We start from the raw sequence: 20,110 nt of genomic DNA, 5'->3' as shown, positions 1-20,110 counted from the left end.
ATCAGATCATGGGTGGCTGCCGGTGGGTCACCCGACCGGCGCGAAGCCGGGCAGCCACTTCTTGAGGATCTCGCGGTAGGGCGCCTCGGCCTCGAGCTGGCTGAGGACGCCGATCGAGCCCAGCGTCACCCGGTGGATCAGCAGGTAGGACGGCGGCAGGTTGAGCTTGCGGCTGAGCTGGTAGGCCGGTGAGCGCGGGCTGCTCAACCGGGTCGCCTCGCCGCGCAGCCAACTGCGGGTGAAACGGAACCTCTCGACCGCGACCGGTTCGATCATCGGGCGCAGGAACTCGAGCAGGCCCTGAGCGTCGATCTCGTCGTCCTGCTTGACGAAGCCCTCTTCGCGGAGCCCGTCGGCGACCCCGGCGGCATCGCCGTCGAGGGCCAGGCGGACCAGCCGGCCGATCGGCTCGGGGTGGCCGCCGGGAAGCCGGGCCACCGCGCCGAAGTCGATCACACCGAGGCGGCCGTCGGCCAGCATGCGGAAGTTGCCCGGGTGCGGGTCGGCGTGCAGCAGCCCGGCCCGTGCGGGCGCCGAGAAGTGCAGCGTCGCCATCAGGCGGCCGGCCTCGTCGCGTTCCTCGACCGTACCGTCCGAAATGATCTTGGACAGCGGGGTGCCGTCGACCCATTCGGTGACCAGCACCTTGGGTGCGGCGGCGATCACCCGGGGCACGTAGATCTCGGCGTCGTCGGCGAACGCCTCGGCGAAGGCCGTCTGGGTCTCGGCCTCCATCGCGTAGTCGAGCTCTTCGGCGATGCGTTCGCGGAGCTCGGCCAGCAGCGGCTTGATGTCCATGCCGGGCTGAATGATCTTGAACATGCCGGCCAGGCGGGAGAGCTGCTTGAGGTCGGCGATCAACGCGTCGCCCGCGCCCGGGTATTGCACCTTGACCGCGACCTGAACGGTCTTGGGCTTGGCGTTCTTGCGCGCCGGCGGCAGCTTCCAGACCGCGCGGTGAACCTGGCCGATGCTGGCCGCGGCGGCCGGGCTGTCGTCGAACTCGGCGAACTTGTCGCGCCAGTCGGGGCCGAGCTGCTCGGCGAGCGCCTTGTGCAGGCTGGCCACCGGCATCGGTGGTGCGGCCTCTTGCAGCTTGGTCAGCGCCTGGCGGTAGGGGCCGGCCATCTCTTCCGGCAGGGCGGCCTCGAACACCGACAGCGCCTGCCCGAACTTCATCGCGCCGCCCTTGAGCTGGCCCAGCACGCTGAAGAGCTGCTCGGCCGTGCGGCGCTGGATGTCCTCGGAGATCACGTCGGAGGCTATTCCGACGGCGCGCTTGCCGAAGCCCAGTGCGGTGCGCCCCGCGAAGCCCAGCGGAAGCGCGGCCAGCTTGGCGGTGCGGGCCGCCGCACGCCGCGGAATGTCGCTCACCAGATCATTGTGACCGAAGTCGGAAGCTTCGACCGCCCGCCTCGATGCCATTTGTCCGCTGAGAGTGGGAAAGTCCATCACTATTCCCGGCTTCATTGGCGTGCCGGTCGGTTGCGGCGGCGTGCCGGGCGTAAACAGTCGCAGCTCGGATGAGCCGGCCACGTGCGCCGGCGCAGGCGGGACGGCGAGGTCAGCTCGGTCGAGACACCCAGAGTCTCCGGGGCGCCGCCGTCGACGAAGGTCAGAACCTCTTCGATCGCGTACGCGGTGGCGGCGAGCAGGGTCGCCACGGTGCACGGCTCGGGGCCGGTGCGGGTGGGCGGGCCCGGCCAGCCGGCGTCCCGGTCGCGGCGGTGCAGATCGAGGCAGGCCAGGCACGGGCCGCCGACTGGCGGGACCAGGGGACCGATCACCGCGGCGCCGTCGCGGATCGTCACGGCCAGGTGGGGCTGGCGGCGTTGCGCGTGGGCGGCCGCGAGCAGGGTGACCGGCATGTCGGAGTCGAGCTGCACGACCAGGGTCGCGGGCCCGCCGCGGACGGCGCCGGTCTCCATGCCTGGCACCACGCGTTCGAGAGCGGCGGTGACCGCCTTGGCGCGGGGGCGGCCGACGTCGGAGCCGCGGAGGGGGCCGCCGGCCAGCTCACCCGGGTGGACCAGCCCCGGCAGATCGGGGTGCACGTGGCCGACGCCCGCCTCGGCCAGTGCCACCGCGATCGGAGCGCCCAGCCGGCCCCGCCCGGTCAGCACCACCTGGGCGGCATGGCGGCGGCGCAGGCGGGAGGCCGGAGTGCGGGTGGTGCCGCCGCGCAGAGCGAGGACGGCAGCCTCACCGGTGAGCCGGTGGACGGACGGGATCGAGTGTGGCAGCAGCGAGGCGGCCGGCACCGCCAGCCCGGCAGCGCGCAGAGAGTCGACGATCGCCTGGGTGTCTTCCGACGGGACGCCCTTGGCGGCCGCGTGGAGCAGCACCAGTCGCTCGGGCCGGGTGCCGTCGAGCAGGTCGAGCACCAGGGCGGCGCGGGGATGAGGGAGGCGCAGCACGAACGCCCGGGACGGGTCGGAGCCGAGCTGCAACTCGCCTCCGGCACGCCAGACGCGGGGGAGGCCGGGGATGAGCGTCGGTCGGTTCACGCATCACAGGATGTCACTGCAGGGATGCGGAGCGAATAAGTTGTCCACAGGCCGCGATGGGGCCGGACACGCTCTGTCCACAGGTTTCCGCGAGTTATCCACAGGCCCGTGGGTTTATCCACAACCTCACTCAACGTGCGCCGGAGGGTGTGGATATGGCGGTGCGGAGAGATGTGCCGGGGAGGGCGACACGCCCTCCCCGGGTGGGTGAACGGCCTTGTCGCAAGCTCGATGATGGCCTAGTGGGACCAAGCTCGCGAAGCCGTTCGACTGCTCAGGCCTTGGCCTTGCCCAGAATGCGGTTCACGGTCGTGCCGCAGACCGGGCACTTGCCCTTGGCCATGTTCATACCTGTCTTCGAGACCTCTACGGTGCCCTGGAAGTCGCGCTTCTCCTTGCACTTCACGCAGTAGCCGTTGTACGTGTTGTCGGCCACGGTTCCTCCTCGTCATGTTGTCGGCCGGGTCGGCCCGATGCCTGCTCGCGGTGGCAGGCCGCGACCTGTGTTCGGCGCTGGACCGCTCCGAGACCACGTGGATGTGGCCACCCGTCGGGGCGGTCACTACCCAGGTCAGGCCAGTTCCATGTCAGCGCGGCGTCGGCGGTGTCACCGACGACGTGAGTGTGCCCGTCCGAAACGCCCTTTTTGGGATGTTGTGGCGCAACACGCCGTACGGTGCCATCAAACGGGCCGAAATGGGACGGCGAACGCGTTGGCCGACGGATCCCGCCGTGAGCTAGGTTGGCGGATCAGCGCCGATGTTGCGCCAGTGGAAAATTTTTTCGGTAATACGCGGACGAAGCACTCAAATCTCACGAGTGTCGTGCGGCGTACTCTTGCGGTGACATGGGTCTCACGGATTAGCGTCTCAACGTGAACCCGAATCTGGGCCGCGCGAGCCGGTAATGGCCCGGACGCGCAAGCCTGTCGTCGAAGTGCGGCGTAGCCAGCGCCGCCGTCGCACAGTGTCCGCGTACCGCGATGGTGAGCGCGTGGTCGTGCTCATCCCCGACCGGTTCTCCCGCGCCGAGGAGACCGAGTGGGTCGAGCGGATGCTGGCCCGCCTGGCCGCGCGCGAAGAACGCATCCAGCGCACCGACGACGAGTTGCTCATCCGGGCCCGCCGCCTGACCAGCCGCTACCTGTCCGACCACGCCGCCCGGGTGCAACCGGCGAGCGTGCGGTGGGTGACCAACCAGAACGGCCGTTGGGGCTCCTGCACGCCCGACGACGGCACGATCCGCATCTCCCACCGCATCCAGGAGATGCCGGACTGGGTGATCGACTACGTGTTGCTGCACGAACTCGCTCACCTGGTCGTGCCCAGCCACAGCGCCCGCTTCTGGGAACTGGTCAACCGCTACCCGAAGGCCGAGCGCGCCCGGGGCTACCTCGAGGGCATCTCCGCGGCGACCGGGCTGGTCCTCGCCGACGACTAGTCTGGGGCCGTGGTTCGACGGGTGGTTGCGACGCTGCTGGTGCCGGTGCGGTGGAGTCCACCCGGTGTTGATCTGAGCGCGTGGCGGGCGGCGCTCGCCGAGGACGTCGTGGATCTGCTGGCGCGGCTGTCGCAGGCCGAGGGCGCCATCGCGGCCACCGCCGACGACCTGAAGCTGGCCGAAGAGATCGCCTGGCCCGGCATGCGGATCTACGAGGTGCCCACCGCGACCTACCTGCCAGTGCTGGCCGCGGCCACCCGGGACGGCTTCGACCAGGCGGCCGTCATCGCGGGCGACGCGCCCGACGTGCCGGGCATGATCCTGGGCAAGTTGCTGCGGCCGCTCGAGAACAAGGCCGTCGCGGTGGCCCCCGGCGGCCCTGGGAACGGCCTGTTCGGGCTGGCCACGAGCCTGCCGGCGCCGGATTGGCTGGTTGATCACGAGCTCGACGACGCCACGGCCCAGGTGCTGCGCCGCAATGCGCCCCAGCCCGGGGACGTCTCGTCGACACCCGAGTGGCGGCGGCTGCGCGGGGCCGCCGAACTGGCGAGCCTGGATCCCGCCCTGGAGGGCTGGGAGAACACGCGGGCGCTGCTCGGCGGCTGAGGCCGAGCAGCGCCGTACGCGTCAATCGGTCTTGTCGCCCTGGTCGTCCCTGCCCTCGCCGGGATCGCCCTTCGCCTCGCCGGAATTGCCCTCGGCCTGGCCGGGCCCGAGGTTGTCGAGCTCGCTGATGTCCCAGTCGGCGCTGCCCTGGGCGAAGGCCTGCGGGTCGGCGAAGTCCTCATCCGTCGGCAGCAGGTCGGGGTGGCCCCAGAGGGCATCGCGGCCCTGCACGCCGCGGTGGTCGGTGACGGCGGCCCACAGCACGCCCGCCTCACGCAGGCGGCGGGGGCGGAGCTCGAGGCCGACCAGGGCGGCGAACGTCTGCTCGGCCGGCCCACCGGCGGCCCGGCGGCGGCGGAACGCCTCACCGAGCTGGACCACGGAGGGCAGGCGGTCGCCGGCGGCGCGGTCGACCACGTGGCCGACCCAGCCCTCGATCAGCGCCAGCGCCGTCTCGAGGCGGGCCAGGCTCGCCTTCTGCTGCGGGGTGTCCTCCGGGGTGAAGATGCCCTCGAGCGCCATCGCCTGCATCGACTCGGGGTCGGCCGGGTCGACCCGGCTCATCGCGTCCTCGATGGCCTCGCGGTTGACCGTGATGCCGTTCGCGTACGTCTCGACGGCGCTCAGCACGTGGGCCCGCAGCCACGGCACATGGCCGAAGAGGCGCTGGTGGGCGGCCTCGCGCAGAGCCACGTACAGGCGTACCTGGTCTTCGGGGATCTCGAGTCCGTCGCCGTACGCCTTGATGTTGGCCGGCACGAGCGCGGCGGTGCCGGTGGGGCCGAGCGGCAGGCCGATGTCGCCGGCCGAGAGCACCTCGGCCGCGAGCTGGCCCAGCGCCTGGCCGAGCTGGCCGCCGAAGAGCGCCCCGCCCAGCGTCGCGACCATCGACTGCATGGGACCGAGCTGCGCCTTCGCCTCGTCGGGGACGAGGTCGCCCATGGCGCCCACCATGCGGCCGGCGATCGGGTCGCACAGCTTCTTCCACACCTCGAGCGTGTTGTAGATCCACTCGTTGCGGTTCCAGGCGGTGGCCGTGCGGATGCCGCTGGGCAGCGCGGACGCCGGGTCGAGCCACAGGTCGGCGAGACGCAGCGCCTCTTCCACCTGATGGCGCTCGAACATGTTCACCGCGGGGTCGCCGGCGGCGGACAGCTGGCTGGCGGCGACCTGCCGGGCCAGGTCCCAGTTCACGGGGCCGCTGCCGGGCCCGGCGAACATCTGCTGCAGCTGCGCCATGAACTGCTGCATCTGCTGCGGGTCGGAGGGGTCGGGTGGCTGGGCACCCGGCAGGGAGAAGCCGAACGGGATATCAGGCACGTAGCCAACGGTACGCGCGAAACGGCCGCTCGGGACCCGTGGCGGTGTCAGCTCAGAGAGAACTCAGGCAGGGGCGATAGTCTCTCGCGCATGAGACGTCGTGGTGTCACCGTTGTCCTCGGCGCCCTGATCACCGCCCTGCTGGCCGTCGGTGTGATGGCCGCACCCCTGCCCTACGTCGTGCTGAAGCCCGGCCCGACGGTGAACACGCTCGGTTCGGACAACGGCGCCGAGGTGATCCAGGTGACGGAGGCGAAGACCACGACGTCGGCCGGTCAGTTGCGGCTGACCACCGTGAACGTGCAGTCGCAGGTCGAATTGGTGTGGGCGATCAGCAGCTGGTTGCGGTCGTCCGACGCGGTGGTGCCCCGCGAGCTGATCTACCCGCCCGACCGTACGGAAAAGCAGGTCGAGCAGCAGAACGCCGAGGAGTGGACGGCCTCGCAGGACAGCGCGATCACGGTCGCCCTGACCAAGCTCGGCTACCCGGTGCAGACCGTGGTCGCCAAGGTCGGCGACGGCAGCGCCGCGACCGGCATCCTCAAGGCCGGCGACGTGATCACCGCGGTCGACGGGACCAAGGTCACCGATCCGGGGAAGCTGACCGAACTGGTCCGGGCCAAGCCGGCCGGAACCGCGTTGACCATCGCCTACACCCGGGGCGGCAAGCCCGCCACCGCCAAGGTCACCACCAAGGCGGCCGAGGACAAGGTGCCCCGGCTCGGCATCGAGATCGACACGAAGCAGAACGCGCCGTTCAAGGTATCGATCGACCTCGACAAGATCGGCGGGCCGAGCGCGGGGCTGATGTTCACGCTCGGCATCATGGACAAGCTCGAGCCGGCCGATCTGACCGGCGGAAAAATAATCGCGGGTACGGGAACGATCGACAACGACGGCAACGTCGGCCCGATCGGCGGGATCCCGCAGAAACTGGTCGGCGCCAAAAAGGCCGGCGCTCAGATCTTCCTGGTGCCCAAGGGCAACTGCGCCGAGGCGGCGCGCAACGCTGTGGACGGACTGCCGATGGCCGAGGTGGCCACGGTGGACGACGCGCTCACCGCCCTCAAGACCTTCACCGGGGGTGGCACCCCCAAGCCGTGCTCGGCTGAGTGACTGATGACGTACTGTGAGACACCGGCCCGACTGATATGTGGAGCCTCCGTTGGTTATGCGTAACAGCCCTCTGCCAAGGATGAGCCGACGCGGTCGCGTCACCGTCGGCGTCCTGGTCGGGGTCTTCCTTCTTTTCACGCTGCTCGGGTGGGGCATCGACGCGTACACCGATTACCTCTGGTTCAACGAGGTTGATTTCGTCAACGTCTTCTCCGGTGTCCTCCTCACCCGCCTCCTTCTCTTCCTGGTTGTCGGCGTGGTCGTCGCGCTGGTCATCGCCGGGAACCTCTACCTCGCCTACCGCCTGCGCCCGATGTTGCGGCCGCACTCGGCCGAACAAGCGACACTCGAGCGCTACCGCATGATCATCGCGCCGCGCCTCGGCACCTGGATCACCGTGCTCACGCTGATCATCGGCTTCTTCGCGGGCCTGTCCGCGCAGGGCCGGTGGAAGGACTGGATGCTCTTCCGCAACGGCGGGAGCTTCGGCGTCCAGGATCCGGAACACAAGGTGGACGTCGGGTGGTACGTCTTCGAGTTCCCGATGTTGCGCTATGCGCTCGGGGTGGCCTTCACCGCCGTGGTGCTCTCGGTGCTCGGCGCGCTCGCCGTCCACTACATCTTCGGCGGCGTGCGCCTGCAGGGCGTCGGCGACCGGATGACCACCGCCGCGCGGGCTCACCTGACGTCGCTGGTCGCGCTGTTCGTACTGCTCAAGGCGGTGGCGTACGTGCTCGACCGGCGCGCGCTGCTGCTCGAGCAGCACGTCTCGCCCGGGCTCTACGGCGCCGGCTACACCGACGTCAACGCGCTCTTGCCAGCCAAAGAGATCCTCGCGTACATCTCCATCGTGGTCGCGATCGCGATCATCGTGTTCTCCAACGCGTGGATGCGCAATCTGGTATGGCCGGGCGTCTCGCTGGCCCTGCTCGCCATCTCGGCGGTGGCGATCGGCGGCATCTACCCGCTCGCCGTCCAGAACTTCTCGGTCAAGCCCAGCCTGAGCGAGAAGGAAGCGCCGTACATTCAGCGCTCGATCGACGCGACCAGAGCGGCCTTCGGAATCGACAACACCGAGATGGCGCCCTACCGGGCCAACAACGTCGTCCCGCCGGGTGGACTGGCCAGCGACAGCAGCGCCCAGAATGCGCGTCTGATCGACCCGCAGCTTGTCTCTCAAGGGTTCACCCAGTCGCAGCAGTCCCGCGGCTTCTACGATTTCGGCAAGAAGCTCGACGTCGACCGCTACACGATCGGCAACGACACCGCCGACTACGTGGTCGGCGCCCGTGAGATCAACGACGACAAGCTGACGCCGCAGCAGCGCAACTGGCTCAACCGGCACACCGTCTACACCCACGGCTACGGCCTGGTCGCGGCCCCGGCCAACCAGGTCGTCTGTGGTGGTCTGCCGTACTTCGTCTCCGGCTTCCTGGGCGACGACCGGCCGCCCGGCTGTTCCTCGGCCACCGAAGAGATCAAGGTCGACCAGCCGCGCATCTACTTCGGCGAGCAGTCCAGCGAGTACGCGATCGTCGGTCAGGAGGACGACAACCGCAAGGTCGAGTTCGACCGCCCGCAGGAAGAGAACAACGACGCCGAAGAGCTCTACACCTACACCGGTCAGGGCGGCGTCGAGATCGGCTCGTTCTTCCGGCGGCTGGTCTTCGCGATCAAGAACACCGAGAGCAACTTCCTGCTCTCCGACGCGGTCAACTCCGATTCCCGGCTCATGTACATCCGCGAGCCGCGTGACCGGGTCGAGAAGGTCGCACCGTTCCTGACGATCGACGGCGACCCCTACCCGGCGGTGGTCGACGGGCGGATCACGTGGATCCTCGACGGCTACACCACCTCGGCCAGCTACCCGTACGCCCAGAAGGTCAACCTGGCCACCGAGACGCAGGACGAGCTCACCGGTCAGGGAACGTTCGCGCTGGCCCGCGACGACGTCAACTACATGCGCAACTCGGTGAAGGCGACGGTCGACGCGTACGACGGCACGGTCAAGCTGTACGAGTTCGACGAGAACGACCCGGTGCTCAAGGCCTGGAACAAGGCCTTCGGCGGTGACCTGATCATCCCGAAGGCGGACACTCCGGCCTCGCTCGAGGCGCACTTCCGCTACCCGCAGGACCTGTTCAAGGTGCAGCGGAACCTGCTCACCCGGTTCCACGTGACCGACCCGCAGGCGTTCTTCTCCGGCCAGGACTTCTGGCAGGTGCCGAACGCGCCCGACGCGCCGTCGAGCAACCAGAAGCAGCCGCCGTTCTACCTGAACGTCGAGCTGCCCGAGCAGGGCGAAACGAGGTTCCAGCTGACAGCCGGCGTGACACCGGCCAACCGCGAGAACCTGGCCGCCTTCATCTCCGGCTCGTACGTGGACAACAAACCGGTGCTTGAAGTCCTCGAACTACCGGATCAGACGGTCATCCCCGGCCCGGTCCAGGTCCATCAGAAGATGACCAACAACGCCTCGGTGCGACAACAGCTCAACCTGCTGTCCAACAACGCGCAGAGCCAGGTGCTGTACGGCAACCTGATCTCCCTGCCGGTCGAGGGCGGCGTGCTGTACGTCGAGCCGGTCTACGTGAAGACCGGCAACCAGGAGAACGCCGCTCCGCTGCTCCAGAAGGTCCTGATGTCGTACGGCGACGGCGGTACTTACGTGGTGCTCGCCGACAACCTGAAGGACGGCCTCGACCAACTGGTCACGCAGGGCAAACGCGCCCAGACCGGGAACAACAACACCGGTGGCAACAACAACACCGACAACAACAGCGGCAATAACAACAGCGGCACCAACCCACCGCCGCCGGCCCTGACCGGCGAACTGGCCACGGCTGCGGCCGCGGTCGACAAGGCCATCGCCGACGTCCGCTCCGCCCAGCAGTCCGGCGACTTCGCCCGGTACGGCCAGGCGCTGCAGGCGCTCGAAACCGCGATGAACAACTTCGAGACCGCCAGCGAGGCCGCGGGCGGGACCCCGGCCCCTGACAACTCGACGAACCCGTCGGCGCCGGCCAATCCGTCCGGAAACCCGTCACCGACACCCAGCGGCTGACATCCGAGGGCTGGTGACCCACCCGTGTGGTGGGTCACCAGCCCTCGTTTTGCAGCCAACGGCAGGGTTGCGCTAGTCTTAACAAGCCGACGCGGGGTGGAGCAGCTCGGTAGCTCGCTGGGCTCATAACCCAGAGGTCGCAGGTTCAAATCCTGTCCCCGCTACAAGAGAAGTGCAGCTCAGAAGCCCTTCACCCATCCGGGTGAAGGGCTTCTGACATTCCACACCTCCGGCACCCGCCGCCCCACCGCGCATCCCGAACGCCGCCCCACCACCGCGCATCCCGCGTCCGCCCGCACTTGGGTTCACTCGGACCCGGGCGCCGGTTTCGCTTCAGCTCCATCGGGCGGCATGGGAGGGCCGTCTCATTTGGCACGGGCCGCGGTCGTTCGCAGTGCTCAGCTTGCCGCCCGACGATCACGCCGATCGCTTTACACCACTATCAGGGACGCCACTCGGCGGTCGGGTGCAGGGGCGCGCCGGGCACTTCAGAGGATCGATCGTCATGGGCCCCTGGTTGTGCCCGTTGTCGAGTTCCTGCCTTCGTCTTGGCGGCGCTCGCGATGGCGTCCCTTCGCCGGGCGATCGGGCCGACGGCCACCTGGTACGCCTTCACCGTCCTTGCGTTGCTCGGATTGCCGGTGTTGCTCGCTGATCAGGTAACCGGACTGCCCGCCATGGCTGTCGGCGCTCACGCATTACGTGAGCGTCAAACCACTACAGGTAGGGAAGCGCTGACACCATGGCCTGGCATGGGTTGCGAGGGCTGGTCCGGAACCGCCCCACGCCCCGGCAGGTGGCCGCCGAAACGCTGCCGTTCGAGGAATGGACGATGCGGCTCTGTCACCACCAAGGCGACGAAGGAGCCGCCCTCCTGCTCACTGCGGCGACATCAGCGAACGGCTCACGGCGCTGGCCGGGTCCGGAGCCACCCCGGCCTGCCCGAGCAACGGCATCACCAAGTCCAGGATGGATGCCGCCTGGGCCGATCGGCTGGACATCGGCGAGAACCAGGAGATCAGCATGCGCGTTCCGAGGCAACTGCCGGTCCGCTGGCAGCGAACCGTCGACACCGGCTCGTTCTTCAAAATCCGGATAGTCACCACAGAGCCCACAGAGCCCACAGAGCCCAGAGAGGGGCCGCAGAGGCCGCCTCACCAACCCGGCACCGGAACACCGAGGCGAGTCCCCCGGGTCGCGACGAAGTCGCCAACCCCCACCGCGACGAAGTCGCAGGACCCCCCGCACCCGCCCCACCCGAGCAACCACCGCACCGTGGGGTCTGGGGGCTCGGCCCCCAGGAATAAGCGAAGAGGCCCCGGTCCGCGCATTCCGCGGACAAGGGCCCCTCGACTCGTAGCGGGGACAGGATTTGAACCTGCGACCTCTGGGTTATGAGCCCAGCGAGCTACCGAGCTGCTCCACCCCGCGTCGCCAGGTAAACCCTACCCCGTGCCCTCCGCATCGACCAAAACGGGGTCGGAGGTCTCCCGAAAACGCCACCAGCGCGCGGCCATCGGCCTAGACCGTCGTCGCAGCCGCCACCGCTGCCACCAGCGACGATAACCATCTGACACCGGCACTGCCCCTACGGCCTCAGGCACCACCGCTATCGCGGCCGCATGGCCATCGGCCAACAGCCCAGTTGTCGAGGCGGCCAATATGCCCAGCGGCGACAAGAACTCCGATGATCGGCACCTCATGACCTCATGCGGATTGCCGTGCATCCCGTATCGCAGACCGCCATGTCGCTAACGGGCACCCTCGGCGACCGGGAACACCGGCATTCAACGTTCGTTGCCGGTGGCCGATGCCGCAGCCGGCTGCGGCGCCCGACGTTGGCTGGAGCTCGTGAACCGCGAGCCCCGACGCGCTGGTGCGCAACAGCGTTGGGTTGCGGTACTGCTGGTCCGCGACGCTGCTGGTCCGCGACGCTGCTGGTCCGCGACGCTGCTGGTCCATGGCGCTGCTGGTCCGCGACGCTGCTGGTCCATGGCGCTGCTGGTCCATGGCGCTGCTGATCCGCCAGCCTGGGGGTCGTGGCGGCTACGTCTGGACCTGTGGGTGGTACTCGTGGGCTTCCAGGCCGAAGGTCCAGGCGACGCCCTCTCGGGCGGTGCGGACTGTGGGTGGGACTCGGAGCCAGTAGATGCGGCTGGTGCCGTCCGGCTCGGGGGTGGCGTTTACGACCTCGACCATGGCCAGGGGCTCGTCGCCGGGTAGCGAGAGGAACCAGAGGGTGCCGGTCTCGTCTTTGTGCAGGGCGCGGGCGCCGGCTTCGCGTAGGTAGCGGTCGTAGCCGAAGTGTTCCAGCATCACTCGGCGTAGTTCGGCGTTGGTCTCGGCGCCTATGCGGTCGGCGGTCAGGGTGGGTAGTTGGGCGGCCAAATCGGTGGGGATCGGCATTCCGCGCCAGGCCCACAGGGCGTAGCCGTCGGGGAATTCCATGGCTGGGCCCTCGCCGCGGTGCAGGCGGCCGACGTTGTCCCGGGCCACTCGGGTGGGGCGGTCGGTCAGGATGGCGTAGTGGGAACCGGCCCACCACCAGCCGCTGTTGCGGGCCACTGCGGCCAGGCCGGTGAGGTCGTGCAGCAGGGCGGCGTCGGGGTGCAGGCGGTCGGCAGCCTCGAAGGTGGCGAGCCACACGCCGTCGTGCTGGCCGTAGATGGCGTCGAGCAGGCGGGAGCGGGCTGCCCGGCCCAGGGCGGCCGGTAGATCGGCGGTCAGGTCTTCGCCGAGGCGCTGGCGTAGGCGTGCGGCGACTCTGTCCATCACCAGGGACCAGGAACGTCGGCCCGCTGCGGCGGTGAGCTGGGCCCAGCCTTCGACGCCGAGCACGCGTGATGCTCGCTCGCGGGCGGTCGCCCAGGGCTCTGTGCGGATCTGCCGGCGTACGGACGTGTTGCCCGTTTCTGTCGGGGGCCGACCCTGACGCTGCAGTGCTGCCTGCACCTCGGCCACCCAGGGCGGGCCCTCGGGAGGTGCGCCGGCTAGGAGGGCGGCTGCTACCGCGCCGGCTCGGGGGGATGGCAGCCAGAAGATGTGTTGCGGTTCAGCCAGGCCTGCTTGGCGGTAGGCCTCTCGTAGACCGGCCTCGGCGGCGGGGCGGTTGGCGGGGGCTGTCTCGAGGGCGGCGGCCAGCCACTGGTCTTCGATGGCGGCGGCTGTGGCTTCCTGGGTGCTGGTCAGTCGCATGGCGGGCTCAGTCGGCGACCGGGCGGAAGGAACCGGGGACGTACTCGCGCTGGCGGACCACTCGGTAGTGGCCGGCCGGGAGCGAGATCGGGCCGTGTTCCTCGTGGGTGACTCGGCCGTACTGCGGCGCGTCGATGAACATGCGCTCGGGATCGTCGAGGTCGGCCAGCAGGCGCAGGCCGGGGCCGCCGATCACGTGGGCGTGACCGGTGGCCTCGCCGCGGGCCAGCACCATGCGGCCGCGGCGGTCGCGTGGGACGGCCGAACACTCCGGCACGTCGCCCTCTGCCACGGGCACGATCAAGACGTCACCCTGCCGATACATAGGCCCCTCCCAGCTCCAGCAACGCACGAACCGTATCGCGCATGTACGACACTTTTCCGGGTGGAGATCTGCCGTCGTCGAACTCGGCGAACAACGGATCACCGTCATGGGGACAACTGAGGTTGGCGGCCGTCAGGTGGTGGGCCAGGCGGCGGGGATGCGTTCCAGGAGGCCGTCGGTGTAGACGTCGCGCAGGGCCAGCGGCTTCAGGTGGACGTACCCGATGTGGCAGTCGCAGAGGTTGTTGGTGCAGGGGCGGGGGTGCAGGGCCGCGCGCCAGCTGTCGTCGTAGAGGTTGCCCAGCGGCGTCTGGATGAAGTGGCAGCGCCGCACCGTGCCGTCGCCCAGCACGGAGATGGCTGTCTCGCCGGCGTGGCACGGCAGGCCCAGCGACGGGTGCGGGCGGACGCTGTCGCCGAAGCGGGGGTCGAGTGCCGTCCAGCGTTTCTCTTCGTCCGCGGTGTAGACGTGGCCGTCGGCGGCGTTGATCCAGAGGTACACCGAGGGAGGCAGCGAAGCGCGTAGTGCGAGCGCCTCGTCGTAGTGGGCGGGCAGGCCGACCACGCCGACCGAATAGCGGACGTCCAGCTCGTCCAGTTCACGGCAGCGTCGCAGGAAGCGGGCCCGGGTCACCTGGCCCGGGTGGTAAGTGGCCCACAGCGCGGCGACCCGAGTGTCCGCTGTGGACAGGAACGAGACCCGGGCGGCCAGGTTGGTCTGGATCGCCACCCGGGCGACGTGCGGCAGGTGGGAGAGGCGGACGATCGTGTCGCGGTACCAGCTGCGGGTCAGGCCCTCGCCCCAGGGCGTGAACAGCACCGACAGCCGCCGATCGGCCGTCGCCTCGACCCAGCCGGCGAACCTTTCGAGGTCGGCCCGGTCGACCCGCAGCAGCTCGGGTGGGTCGACCCGCTTGGCGAAGGGGCAGTACGGACAGTCGTAGTTGCAGCTCGCCAACGGGCCGCGATAGAGGATGTAGAGGTCAGTCATCGGCCGACGTACGCGCCCATCGCCTCGCGCACCGGGCCCGAGACCAGCCACGGCCCTATCGCGTCGGAGTGGGCCAGCCCGGCCGCGGTCAGCGTGCGATGGTCGTCGTGCAGCCACCCGCGGTCGGCCAGCTCGTTCAACTGGGGAAAGTCGTCAGTGTGGGCCGTGCCGAAGCGTTCGCGGTACGCGCCGGCGTCCACCCCCGTACGCCGGAGCAGTGATTTCAGCAGCCAGCGCCGCCGCTGTTCCGTCCGGTCGAGGTCGAAGCCGATCTCGGCGTAGCGGAAGTCGTCGGCGGGCCGGGACAGGTAGTCGTCGATCACCGCCCGGACCTCGGAGACGCCGACCGCGTAGTCGAACGAGTAGTGCAGCGACGTCGTGTAGGACCGCGCGCCGCAGCCGATGCCGACCATGCCGTCGTCCTGGCAGCAGTAGTCGGGGCCCTCGACCGCCGGCGCCCCGGCCCGCCGGAACTGGCGCATCGACTGCTGCTCGTACCCGGCGGCGGTCAGCACCTCGACCGCCTGGTGGTACAGCTCTTGCCGCTGGGCGTCCCAGCCCTCGCGGCCGCCGGCGCGCCGGCCCAGACCGGTCAGCGGGCGGACGTACAGGGGATAGAGGTAGAGCTCTTCGGGCTGCCAGCGCAGTGCCTCGTCGAGCGAGTGCTGCCACGTCTGCGGGGTCTGCCCGTCGATGCCGTAGATCAGGTCGACGTTGAGGACCGGAATCCCGGCCGCACGAATGACCTCGAGCGCGGCGAGCACGTCCGCCAGCCGCTGGGGCCGGCCGGCCGCGTGCGCCTCGGCGTCGAGGAAGCTCTGGATGCCCATGCTGACCCGGGTCGTTCCGTGGGCCGCCAGCACGGCGAGCCGGTCGGCGGTCGCGGTGGCCGGTGACGTCTCGATCGACAGCGGCCGGTGTCCACTGCCGAAGGTGACCTCGACGATCTCGAACAACGACTCGAGTTCGGCCGCGGTGAGATAGGTGGGCGTGCCGCCGCCGATCGCGAGCTGCGCGAACGACGCCTCGCCGGCCAGCGACTGCCGGACCGCCACGGCCTGGCGTCTCAGCTGCGCCAGGTAGGCCGTCACCTGGTCCGCCGGCGGATTGGCGCGAGTGAAGAGATTGCAGAAGCCACACCGCATCTCGCAGAACGGCAGATGTACGTACCCGAAAAGCGCGTCCTGCCGTTCCGGGGCCCACACCTCGCTCAGCGGACGCCGCGGCGCCAGCTGCCGATAGGCGGTCTTGTGTGGATAGGCGTAGAGGTAGCCCTGGTACGGGGACTGGTCGAGGGTCATCGTGGCCTCACCACGAACTCGGCGTACGGCACTGTCCAGACCGCCTCGTGCGCGACGCGATGACCGACGTGGCCGTCCTCGCCGTAGAGCGTGCCGTGGTCGGAGCAGAGGATCACCTGGCAGGGGCGGCCCCGGCCGGCCACCAGATCGAACAGCCGGCCCAGCTCGCCGTCCACATAGCTCAGTGCCGCAGCGTGACTCTCGAGGCTGTCGGCCACCGCGCCGGGCAGGTAGTGCTTGTTGGGCTGGTGCAGGGCGGCCACGTTGACGAACGAGAACAGCGGCCGGTCGGCGGGCAGCCCGGCGACGATCGCCTGCAACCGGTCGATCTGGGCGCCGAGACAACCGGGCGCGGTCACGCCGAACGACGGCTCCCAGTGCGATTCGGTGAACAGGCCGGGCAGGACGCGGCCGAGCGGCGCCCCCGGGTTGAAGAACCCGACACCGCCCAGGCAGACCGTGTGGTAGCCCTCTTTCGCGAGCGCCGACGGCAGGTCGGCGGCGTCGAAGACGTACGTCGCCGGACCGCTCGTCTCGCTGCCGGCGAACCGCGCGGCGAAGAGCCGTTCGTGCGGCCCCGGCGTCACCGGCGTGGGCAGGAAGCCGGCGAAGAATGCGTGGTGGGCCGCGTAGGTGAAGCTGGCCGGAGTGTGCCGCCGCTGCCACCGGCCGCCGGGGAGCACGCGGGCCAGCGTGGGCGTGCGCCCTGCCGCCAGCGCCGCCGCCGCGACGTCGTAACGCAGCGTGTCGAGCGTGACGAAGAGCAGGTCGTGACTGCCGATCAGCTCATGCATGCGCCTGCCCACCGGTCGAGCGCGGCCACCTCGGCGTCGTAGGTGTCGAGGCCCACGAGCAGGTCGCCGAACGCGTTGACCTCGGCCACCGCGTGTCCGCGCCAGCCCGAACGGAACATCAGGTCGACACCCACATGCAGGCTGCCCGGGAAGCACTCGGCCACCGACGCGCAGGTCGCCATGGCTTCCGCCCAGGCTTTCGGGCCGGCCGCCGCCCGCACCGCCGCCACGTCGCCGCGTGAATTGCCCAGATGCAGGTTGGTCAGCGGCGTGCGGCCGGCCCGCGCCACCACGTGCGACGGCGAGCCGGCGATCATCAGCACCCGCAGGTCGAGCACGCGGTCGCCCAGGCTCGCCTTGGGATACCAGCGTTCGACGTGCAGGCCGTCGGGGGCGAGCCGGTCGACGATCCGCGCGATCGCGGCTTCGTCTTCGTAGCGGCGCACGCGCAGGTTGTTGTAGAGCCGGCCGTCGTCGCCGGTCTCGACCGAGGTGGTGGCCTGGATGCGCGAACCCGCGACGGCCAGCGCCAGCACACCGGAGGCCGAAGATCCGTGCGCCGGCTTGACGAAGACCCGCGCCCACCCGCTCGCGCGCATGGCGGCGCGCAGCGAGGCGTAGCCGTCGATCGGGGGCAGCGCGGGCGGCACCGGAATTCCAGCCTCGTGCAGCAGCGCGTGGCAGCGGCGCTTGTCGCTCATGGCCAGGATGTCGCCGGGCGGATTGAGCAGCCGGCCACCGCCCGACGCGATGCGGTCGAGGGCGACACCCAGACCCGCGTACGCCGCCGCGCCCCCGACGATCTCGCCCGGCGCCGCCGCTGTGGCCGCCCCGCGCAGCAGCCGGTCGACCTCGGCGTCCTCGCCCGGCGAGTCGACGCGCACAGTCTCGCCCACGCCGGGCACCGGGCCGCCGCTCAGCACCGAATGCCACGGGTAGACCGCTGGCGCGGGTAGCCCGGCCCGAGCGACAGCCGCCGCGAAGAGCGCGACGCGGCGGTTTCCCGGGTTGCCGACCACGGCGAGCCGCATCATTCCGCGACCGCGGTGTAGCGGCCCCACTCCTCTTCCTGCTGCCGGTCGGAGACGTCGACACGGACACCGGGCAGCTCCTCGACCAGGCGCTGGGCCAGCTCTTCGGAGAGGAAGTGGTGGCTGAGATCGAGCGACTTGAGATGGGTGAGCGGCTGACCCGCCAGCAGAGCCTCGCCGCCCGCGTCGGACAGCGCGCCCATCGAGAGGTCGAGCTCGGCCACCCGAGCCACCACCGGCGCGGAAGCGAGGGCGGCGGCCACCTCGTCGGCGATCTCGGCGTTGCGCAGGCCGAGTGACGTGAGCGCGGGCAGGGCCCGGCCGGCCAGGATCGGCACCAGGTCGTCGGCGCGAGCGTCGCCGCCGTAGTTGTCGACGCCCAGCCACAGCTCGAGACGGCTCAGACGGGGAAAGTCGCTCGCCCCGACGGCCCGCACGACCTCGACCGGCAGGCCGCCGGACTGCAGAACCAGCTCGCGCAGGCCCTCGTGGCGCAGCGGGCGCAGCACCAAGCCGTCGGCGCCGCGCACCCACAGTGCCTCGAGCTGCGGGAACGCCTCGAGCAGGGGAGTGAGATCGGCCTGTTTGATCCAGGAGATCTCGCACTGCTCGAAGGTGAGCTCGGCGGCGAACAGGGACCGTAACCGGCCGAGCCGCGCGGCGTTGCGCACGAGCAGATCGACGGGGAAGCTGCGCTCATACGCCTCGCCCCACTCGCCGACGACCAGCGCCACCGGCCCGCCCTCGCCGGTGCGTTTCAGCAGCTCTTCGAAGGCGCGCTCGAACTCGGCGGCGTCGGCGTCGAACTCTTCCAGCTCGAGGCGCCAGGCCACGGAGGCCGGGTCGGCCGGGGTCTCCTCCGAGTCCCAGGCCACGATCGGCAGGCCGGCGAACGTGCTCAGCTTCGCGTTGATCGTCACGGGCGTGACCCTAACAACGCCCCCCGACAGTTTCGGCGAAGGCCGGAGCGGATCGTCGGCCGCCCCGGACCGTCAGGCCGCCAGCTGGGGGTAGAGCAGCGTGATGTCGCCCGACAGGGCCGACTTCACCCCGCGCGACACGTCATCGGCCAGCACCTCGAACGCGTCGGTCTCGACGCCGTCCAGCGCGGCCGCGGCCACGTCCACCGCGGCCGACTTGGGGGCGTCGATCTTCGCGGTCATGTCGGTATCGACGTACGCGACGTGCAGGCCGGTGACCACGATGCCGCGCGGGCGCAGCTGGAGGCGCAGCGAGTTGGTCTGCGACCAGAGCGCGGCCTTCGAGGCGCTGTACGGGCCGCCGTCCGCCAGCCACGACAGAGCCGAGTGCACATTGAGCAGGTGGCCGCCGCCGTTGCGCTCGATCACCGGAACGAAGGCCCGGGTCACGAGCAGCGGGCCGTAGAAGTTGGTATCGAGGTCCCGCCGCACCTCGTCGAGCGGCGAGTCCAGGTACGAGGCGCCGGCCGCGGCGCCCGCGTTGTTGATCAGGATGGTGACGTCGGTGGCCCGGGCGGCCACGTCGGCCACGGAGTCCTCGTCGGTGACTTCCAGCTTCAGCGGTACGGCGTCGGGGTGTGTCACGGTCCGCGGGTCGCGCGCGGTGGCGTAGACCTTGGCCGCCCCACGCCGGAACAGCTCGTCGACCAGCGCCTTCCCGATGCCGCGGCTGCCGCCGGTGACGAGGACGACGGAGTCTTTGATCGCTGTCATGGCATTCCCTCTTCGCTTCGGTGCCGGAAACCGATCGGTTTCTGTGGTCGACCGTAAACCGATCGGTTTCCGCTCGGCAAGGCGATGTGACGTGGGAAACCGATCAGTTTTCAGGCGGAGTAGTCTGGTCGGCGTGACTGACACGCGTGACCGCCTCCTCGACGCGGCGGCCGACCTCTTCTACCGCGAGGGCGTCAACGTCGGCGTCGAGGCGCTGACCAAGGCGGCGGGCGTCTCCAAGCGCTCGATGTACCAGCTCTTCGGCAGCAAGGACGACGTGCTCGCGGCCAGCCTGGAGCGAGTGGCCCCCGGCTACAGCGCCACGTTGCTGCCCGAGGGCTCCGCGGGAACACCGCGGGAACGAATCCTGCACGTCTTCCGCGTGGTGGAAGAGGTCGCCCCGCAGCCCGGCTTCTACGGCTGCCCGTTCCTGGCCACGTCGGTCGAGATCAAGGCGGCCGACCATCCGGCGCGGGCGGTGGCGCGCCGCTTCAAGGACGGTCTGACCGAGTTCTTCCGCCGCGAGGCAGCCGCCGGTGGCGCCGTCGATCCCGGGCAGGTGGCTCAGCAGCTGGTGATGACGTTCGACGGTGCGAGCGCCTGGGGTGTGATGCACGGCGACGGGGTCAACGGTCAGGCCGTACGCATGGCCGAGCTCTTGCTCGACGCGGCCGGCGTCACCCCGGACAGGGAGCCTGGGGCCGGGCAGTAAAAGGCCCGGCCTCCC

The 20,110-nt window shown here is 70.0% G+C and carries 18 protein-coding genes and 2 tRNA genes; 6 read left to right on the top strand and 14 right to left on the bottom strand.

Translation table 11 applies throughout. The annotated features are described in order from the left end of the window. Nucleotides 1-27 precede the first annotated feature (27 nt). The 3 genes from LXN57_RS05365 to LXN57_RS05355 form a co-directional block, all read right to left on the bottom strand. Nucleotides 28-1,374, bottom strand: coding sequence for an ABC1 kinase family protein (locus LXN57_RS05365; RefSeq protein WP_251796849.1), 1,347 nt, complete (start codon nucleotides 1,372-1,374; stop codon nucleotides 28-30). A gap of 92 nt (nucleotides 1,375-1,466) precedes the next feature. After that, entirely contained in the window at nucleotides 1,467-2,507 is a 1,041-nt protein-coding gene (locus LXN57_RS05360; RefSeq protein ID WP_251796847.1) for a hypothetical protein, read from the bottom strand. Between the two features lie 274 nt (nucleotides 2,508-2,781). Next, entirely contained in the window at nucleotides 2,782-2,943 is a 162-nt protein-coding gene (locus tag LXN57_RS05355; protein WP_015625326.1) for a DUF5679 domain-containing protein, read from the bottom strand. Between the two features lie 470 nt (nucleotides 2,944-3,413). On the opposite strand from LXN57_RS05355, the gene LXN57_RS05350 reads away from it, so the two are divergent. Together LXN57_RS05350 and LXN57_RS05345 are read left to right on the top strand one after the other, a co-directional pair. Then, the gene (locus LXN57_RS05350) at nucleotides 3,414-3,947 is read left to right on the top strand and encodes a M48 metallopeptidase family protein (RefSeq protein ID WP_221375705.1); all 534 of its coding nucleotides are present in this window, start codon (nucleotides 3,414-3,416) and stop codon (nucleotides 3,945-3,947) included. Nucleotides 3,948-3,956: 9 nt separating this feature from the next. After that, complete coding sequence (locus tag LXN57_RS05345) at nucleotides 3,957-4,553, top strand: hypothetical protein (protein ID WP_251796846.1); 597 nt, start codon at nucleotides 3,957-3,959, stop codon at nucleotides 4,551-4,553. A 21-nt stretch (nucleotides 4,554-4,574) separates the two neighbouring features. Here LXN57_RS05345 and LXN57_RS05340 read toward each other — a convergent pair whose 3' ends face one another. After that, complete coding sequence (locus LXN57_RS05340; protein ID WP_507185023.1) at nucleotides 4,575-5,804, bottom strand: zinc-dependent metalloprotease; 1,230 nt, start codon at nucleotides 5,802-5,804, stop codon at nucleotides 4,575-4,577. A 159-nt stretch (nucleotides 5,805-5,963) separates the two neighbouring features. On the opposite strand from LXN57_RS05340, the gene LXN57_RS05335 reads away from it, so the two are divergent. From LXN57_RS05335 to LXN57_RS05325, 3 genes are all read left to right on the top strand, one after another. Continuing rightward, nucleotides 5,964-6,989: a YlbL family protein gene (locus LXN57_RS05335; RefSeq protein WP_251796844.1), complete on the top strand. Its 1,026-nt coding sequence runs from the start codon at nucleotides 5,964-5,966 to the stop codon at nucleotides 6,987-6,989. Between the two features lie 79 nt (nucleotides 6,990-7,068). Further along, nucleotides 7,069-10,053, top strand: a complete 2,985-nt coding sequence (locus LXN57_RS05330; RefSeq protein ID WP_251796843.1) for a UPF0182 family membrane protein — start codon at nucleotides 7,069-7,071, stop codon at nucleotides 10,051-10,053. A gap of 90 nt (nucleotides 10,054-10,143) precedes the next feature. After that, nucleotides 10,144-10,217 (top strand) — tRNA-Met (locus LXN57_RS05325). Nucleotides 10,218-10,931: 714 nt separating this feature from the next. On the opposite strand, the gene LXN57_RS05320 is transcribed toward LXN57_RS05325, so the two are convergent. From LXN57_RS05320 to LXN57_RS05275, 10 genes are all read right to left on the bottom strand, one after another. Beyond that, nucleotides 10,932-11,141, bottom strand: coding sequence for a hypothetical protein (locus tag LXN57_RS05320; RefSeq protein ID WP_251796842.1), 210 nt, complete (start codon nucleotides 11,139-11,141; stop codon nucleotides 10,932-10,934). Between the two features lie 269 nt (nucleotides 11,142-11,410). Next, a tRNA-Met gene (locus tag LXN57_RS05315) sits at nucleotides 11,411-11,484 on the bottom strand. A 615-nt stretch (nucleotides 11,485-12,099) separates the two neighbouring features. Further along, nucleotides 12,100-13,248: a DUF6745 domain-containing protein gene (locus tag LXN57_RS05310; protein WP_251796841.1), complete on the bottom strand. Its 1,149-nt coding sequence runs from the start codon at nucleotides 13,246-13,248 to the stop codon at nucleotides 12,100-12,102. A gap of 7 nt (nucleotides 13,249-13,255) precedes the next feature. After that, a complete protein-coding gene (locus LXN57_RS05305) occupies nucleotides 13,256-13,573 on the bottom strand; it encodes a DUF8820 family protein (protein ID WP_507185022.1) in 318 nt (105 codons plus the stop codon). Nucleotides 13,574-13,705: 132 nt separating this feature from the next. Further along, a complete protein-coding gene (locus LXN57_RS05300) occupies nucleotides 13,706-14,563 on the bottom strand; it encodes an STM4011 family radical SAM protein (RefSeq protein WP_251796840.1) in 858 nt (285 codons plus the stop codon). After that, nucleotides 14,560-15,864, bottom strand: coding sequence for an STM4012 family radical SAM protein (locus tag LXN57_RS05295; RefSeq protein ID WP_251796839.1), 1,305 nt, complete (start codon nucleotides 15,862-15,864; stop codon nucleotides 14,560-14,562). Before LXN57_RS05295 ends, LXN57_RS05300 begins: the two co-directional genes overlap by 4 nt. Next, entirely contained in the window at nucleotides 15,861-16,658 is a 798-nt protein-coding gene (locus LXN57_RS05290) for an STM4013/SEN3800 family hydrolase (protein WP_251796838.1), read from the bottom strand. Before LXN57_RS05290 ends, LXN57_RS05295 begins: the two co-directional genes overlap by 4 nt. Further along, complete coding sequence (locus LXN57_RS05285) at nucleotides 16,646-17,692, bottom strand: STM4014 family protein (protein ID WP_251796837.1); 1,047 nt, start codon at nucleotides 17,690-17,692, stop codon at nucleotides 16,646-16,648. The genes LXN57_RS05290 and LXN57_RS05285 overlap by 13 nt, the downstream gene beginning before the upstream one ends. Further along, nucleotides 17,689-18,609 (bottom strand): STM4015 family protein, encoded by a 921-nt coding sequence (locus LXN57_RS05280; protein WP_251796836.1) that lies wholly within the window; start codon nucleotides 18,607-18,609, stop codon nucleotides 17,689-17,691. Before LXN57_RS05280 ends, LXN57_RS05285 begins: the two co-directional genes overlap by 4 nt. 72 nt (nucleotides 18,610-18,681) lie before the next feature. Beyond that, a complete protein-coding gene (locus LXN57_RS05275; protein WP_251796835.1) occupies nucleotides 18,682-19,383 on the bottom strand; it encodes an SDR family oxidoreductase in 702 nt (233 codons plus the stop codon). Nucleotides 19,384-19,516: 133 nt separating this feature from the next. Between LXN57_RS05275 and LXN57_RS05270 the strand changes: the two genes are divergently transcribed. After that, nucleotides 19,517-20,095: a TetR/AcrR family transcriptional regulator gene (locus LXN57_RS05270; RefSeq protein ID WP_251796834.1), complete on the top strand. Its 579-nt coding sequence runs from the start codon at nucleotides 19,517-19,519 to the stop codon at nucleotides 20,093-20,095. Nucleotides 20,096-20,110: the final 15 nt, after the last annotated feature.

This window comes from Paractinoplanes hotanensis (assembly GCF_023717965.1).
In the GTDB taxonomy this organism is placed as follows: Bacteria; Actinomycetota; Actinomycetes; order Mycobacteriales; family Micromonosporaceae; genus Actinoplanes; species Actinoplanes polyasparticus.
The sequence above is the reverse complement of the archived record's forward strand: the minus strand, read 5'-3'. Positions and strand labels throughout refer to the sequence as shown.

Bases quoted from the DNA above. Each gene is read 5' to 3' on its own strand.
- LXN57_RS05350 (WP_221375705.1), top strand. From the start codon at position 3,414: ATGGCCCGGACGCGCAAGCCTGTCGTCGAAGTGCGGCGTAGCCAGCGC.
- LXN57_RS05340 (WP_507185023.1), bottom strand. From the start codon at position 5,804: ATGCAGCAGTTCATGGCGCAGCTGCAGCAGATGTTCGCCGGGCCCGGC.
- LXN57_RS05335 (WP_251796844.1), top strand. From the start codon at position 5,964: ATGAGACGTCGTGGTGTCACCGTTGTCCTCGGCGCCCTGATCACCGCC.
- LXN57_RS05330 (WP_251796843.1), top strand. From the start codon at position 7,069: ATGAGCCGACGCGGTCGCGTCACCGTCGGCGTCCTGGTCGGGGTCTTC.
- LXN57_RS05310 (WP_251796841.1), bottom strand. From the start codon at position 13,248: ATGCGACTGACCAGCACCCAGGAAGCCACAGCCGCCGCCATCGAAGAC.
- LXN57_RS05305 (WP_507185022.1), bottom strand. From the start codon at position 13,573: ATGTATCGGCAGGGTGACGTCTTGATCGTGCCCGTGGCAGAGGGCGAC.
- LXN57_RS05300 (WP_251796840.1), bottom strand. From the start codon at position 14,563: ATGACTGACCTCTACATCCTCTATCGCGGCCCGTTGGCGAGCTGCAAC.
- LXN57_RS05295 (WP_251796839.1), bottom strand. From the start codon at position 15,864: ATGACCCTCGACCAGTCCCCGTACCAGGGCTACCTCTACGCCTATCCA.
- LXN57_RS05290 (WP_251796838.1), bottom strand. From the start codon at position 16,658: ATGCATGAGCTGATCGGCAGTCACGACCTGCTCTTCGTCACGCTCGAC.
- LXN57_RS05285 (WP_251796837.1), bottom strand. From the start codon at position 17,692: ATGATGCGGCTCGCCGTGGTCGGCAACCCGGGAAACCGCCGCGTCGCG.
- LXN57_RS05275 (WP_251796835.1), bottom strand. From the start codon at position 19,383: ATGACAGCGATCAAAGACTCCGTCGTCCTCGTCACCGGCGGCAGCCGC.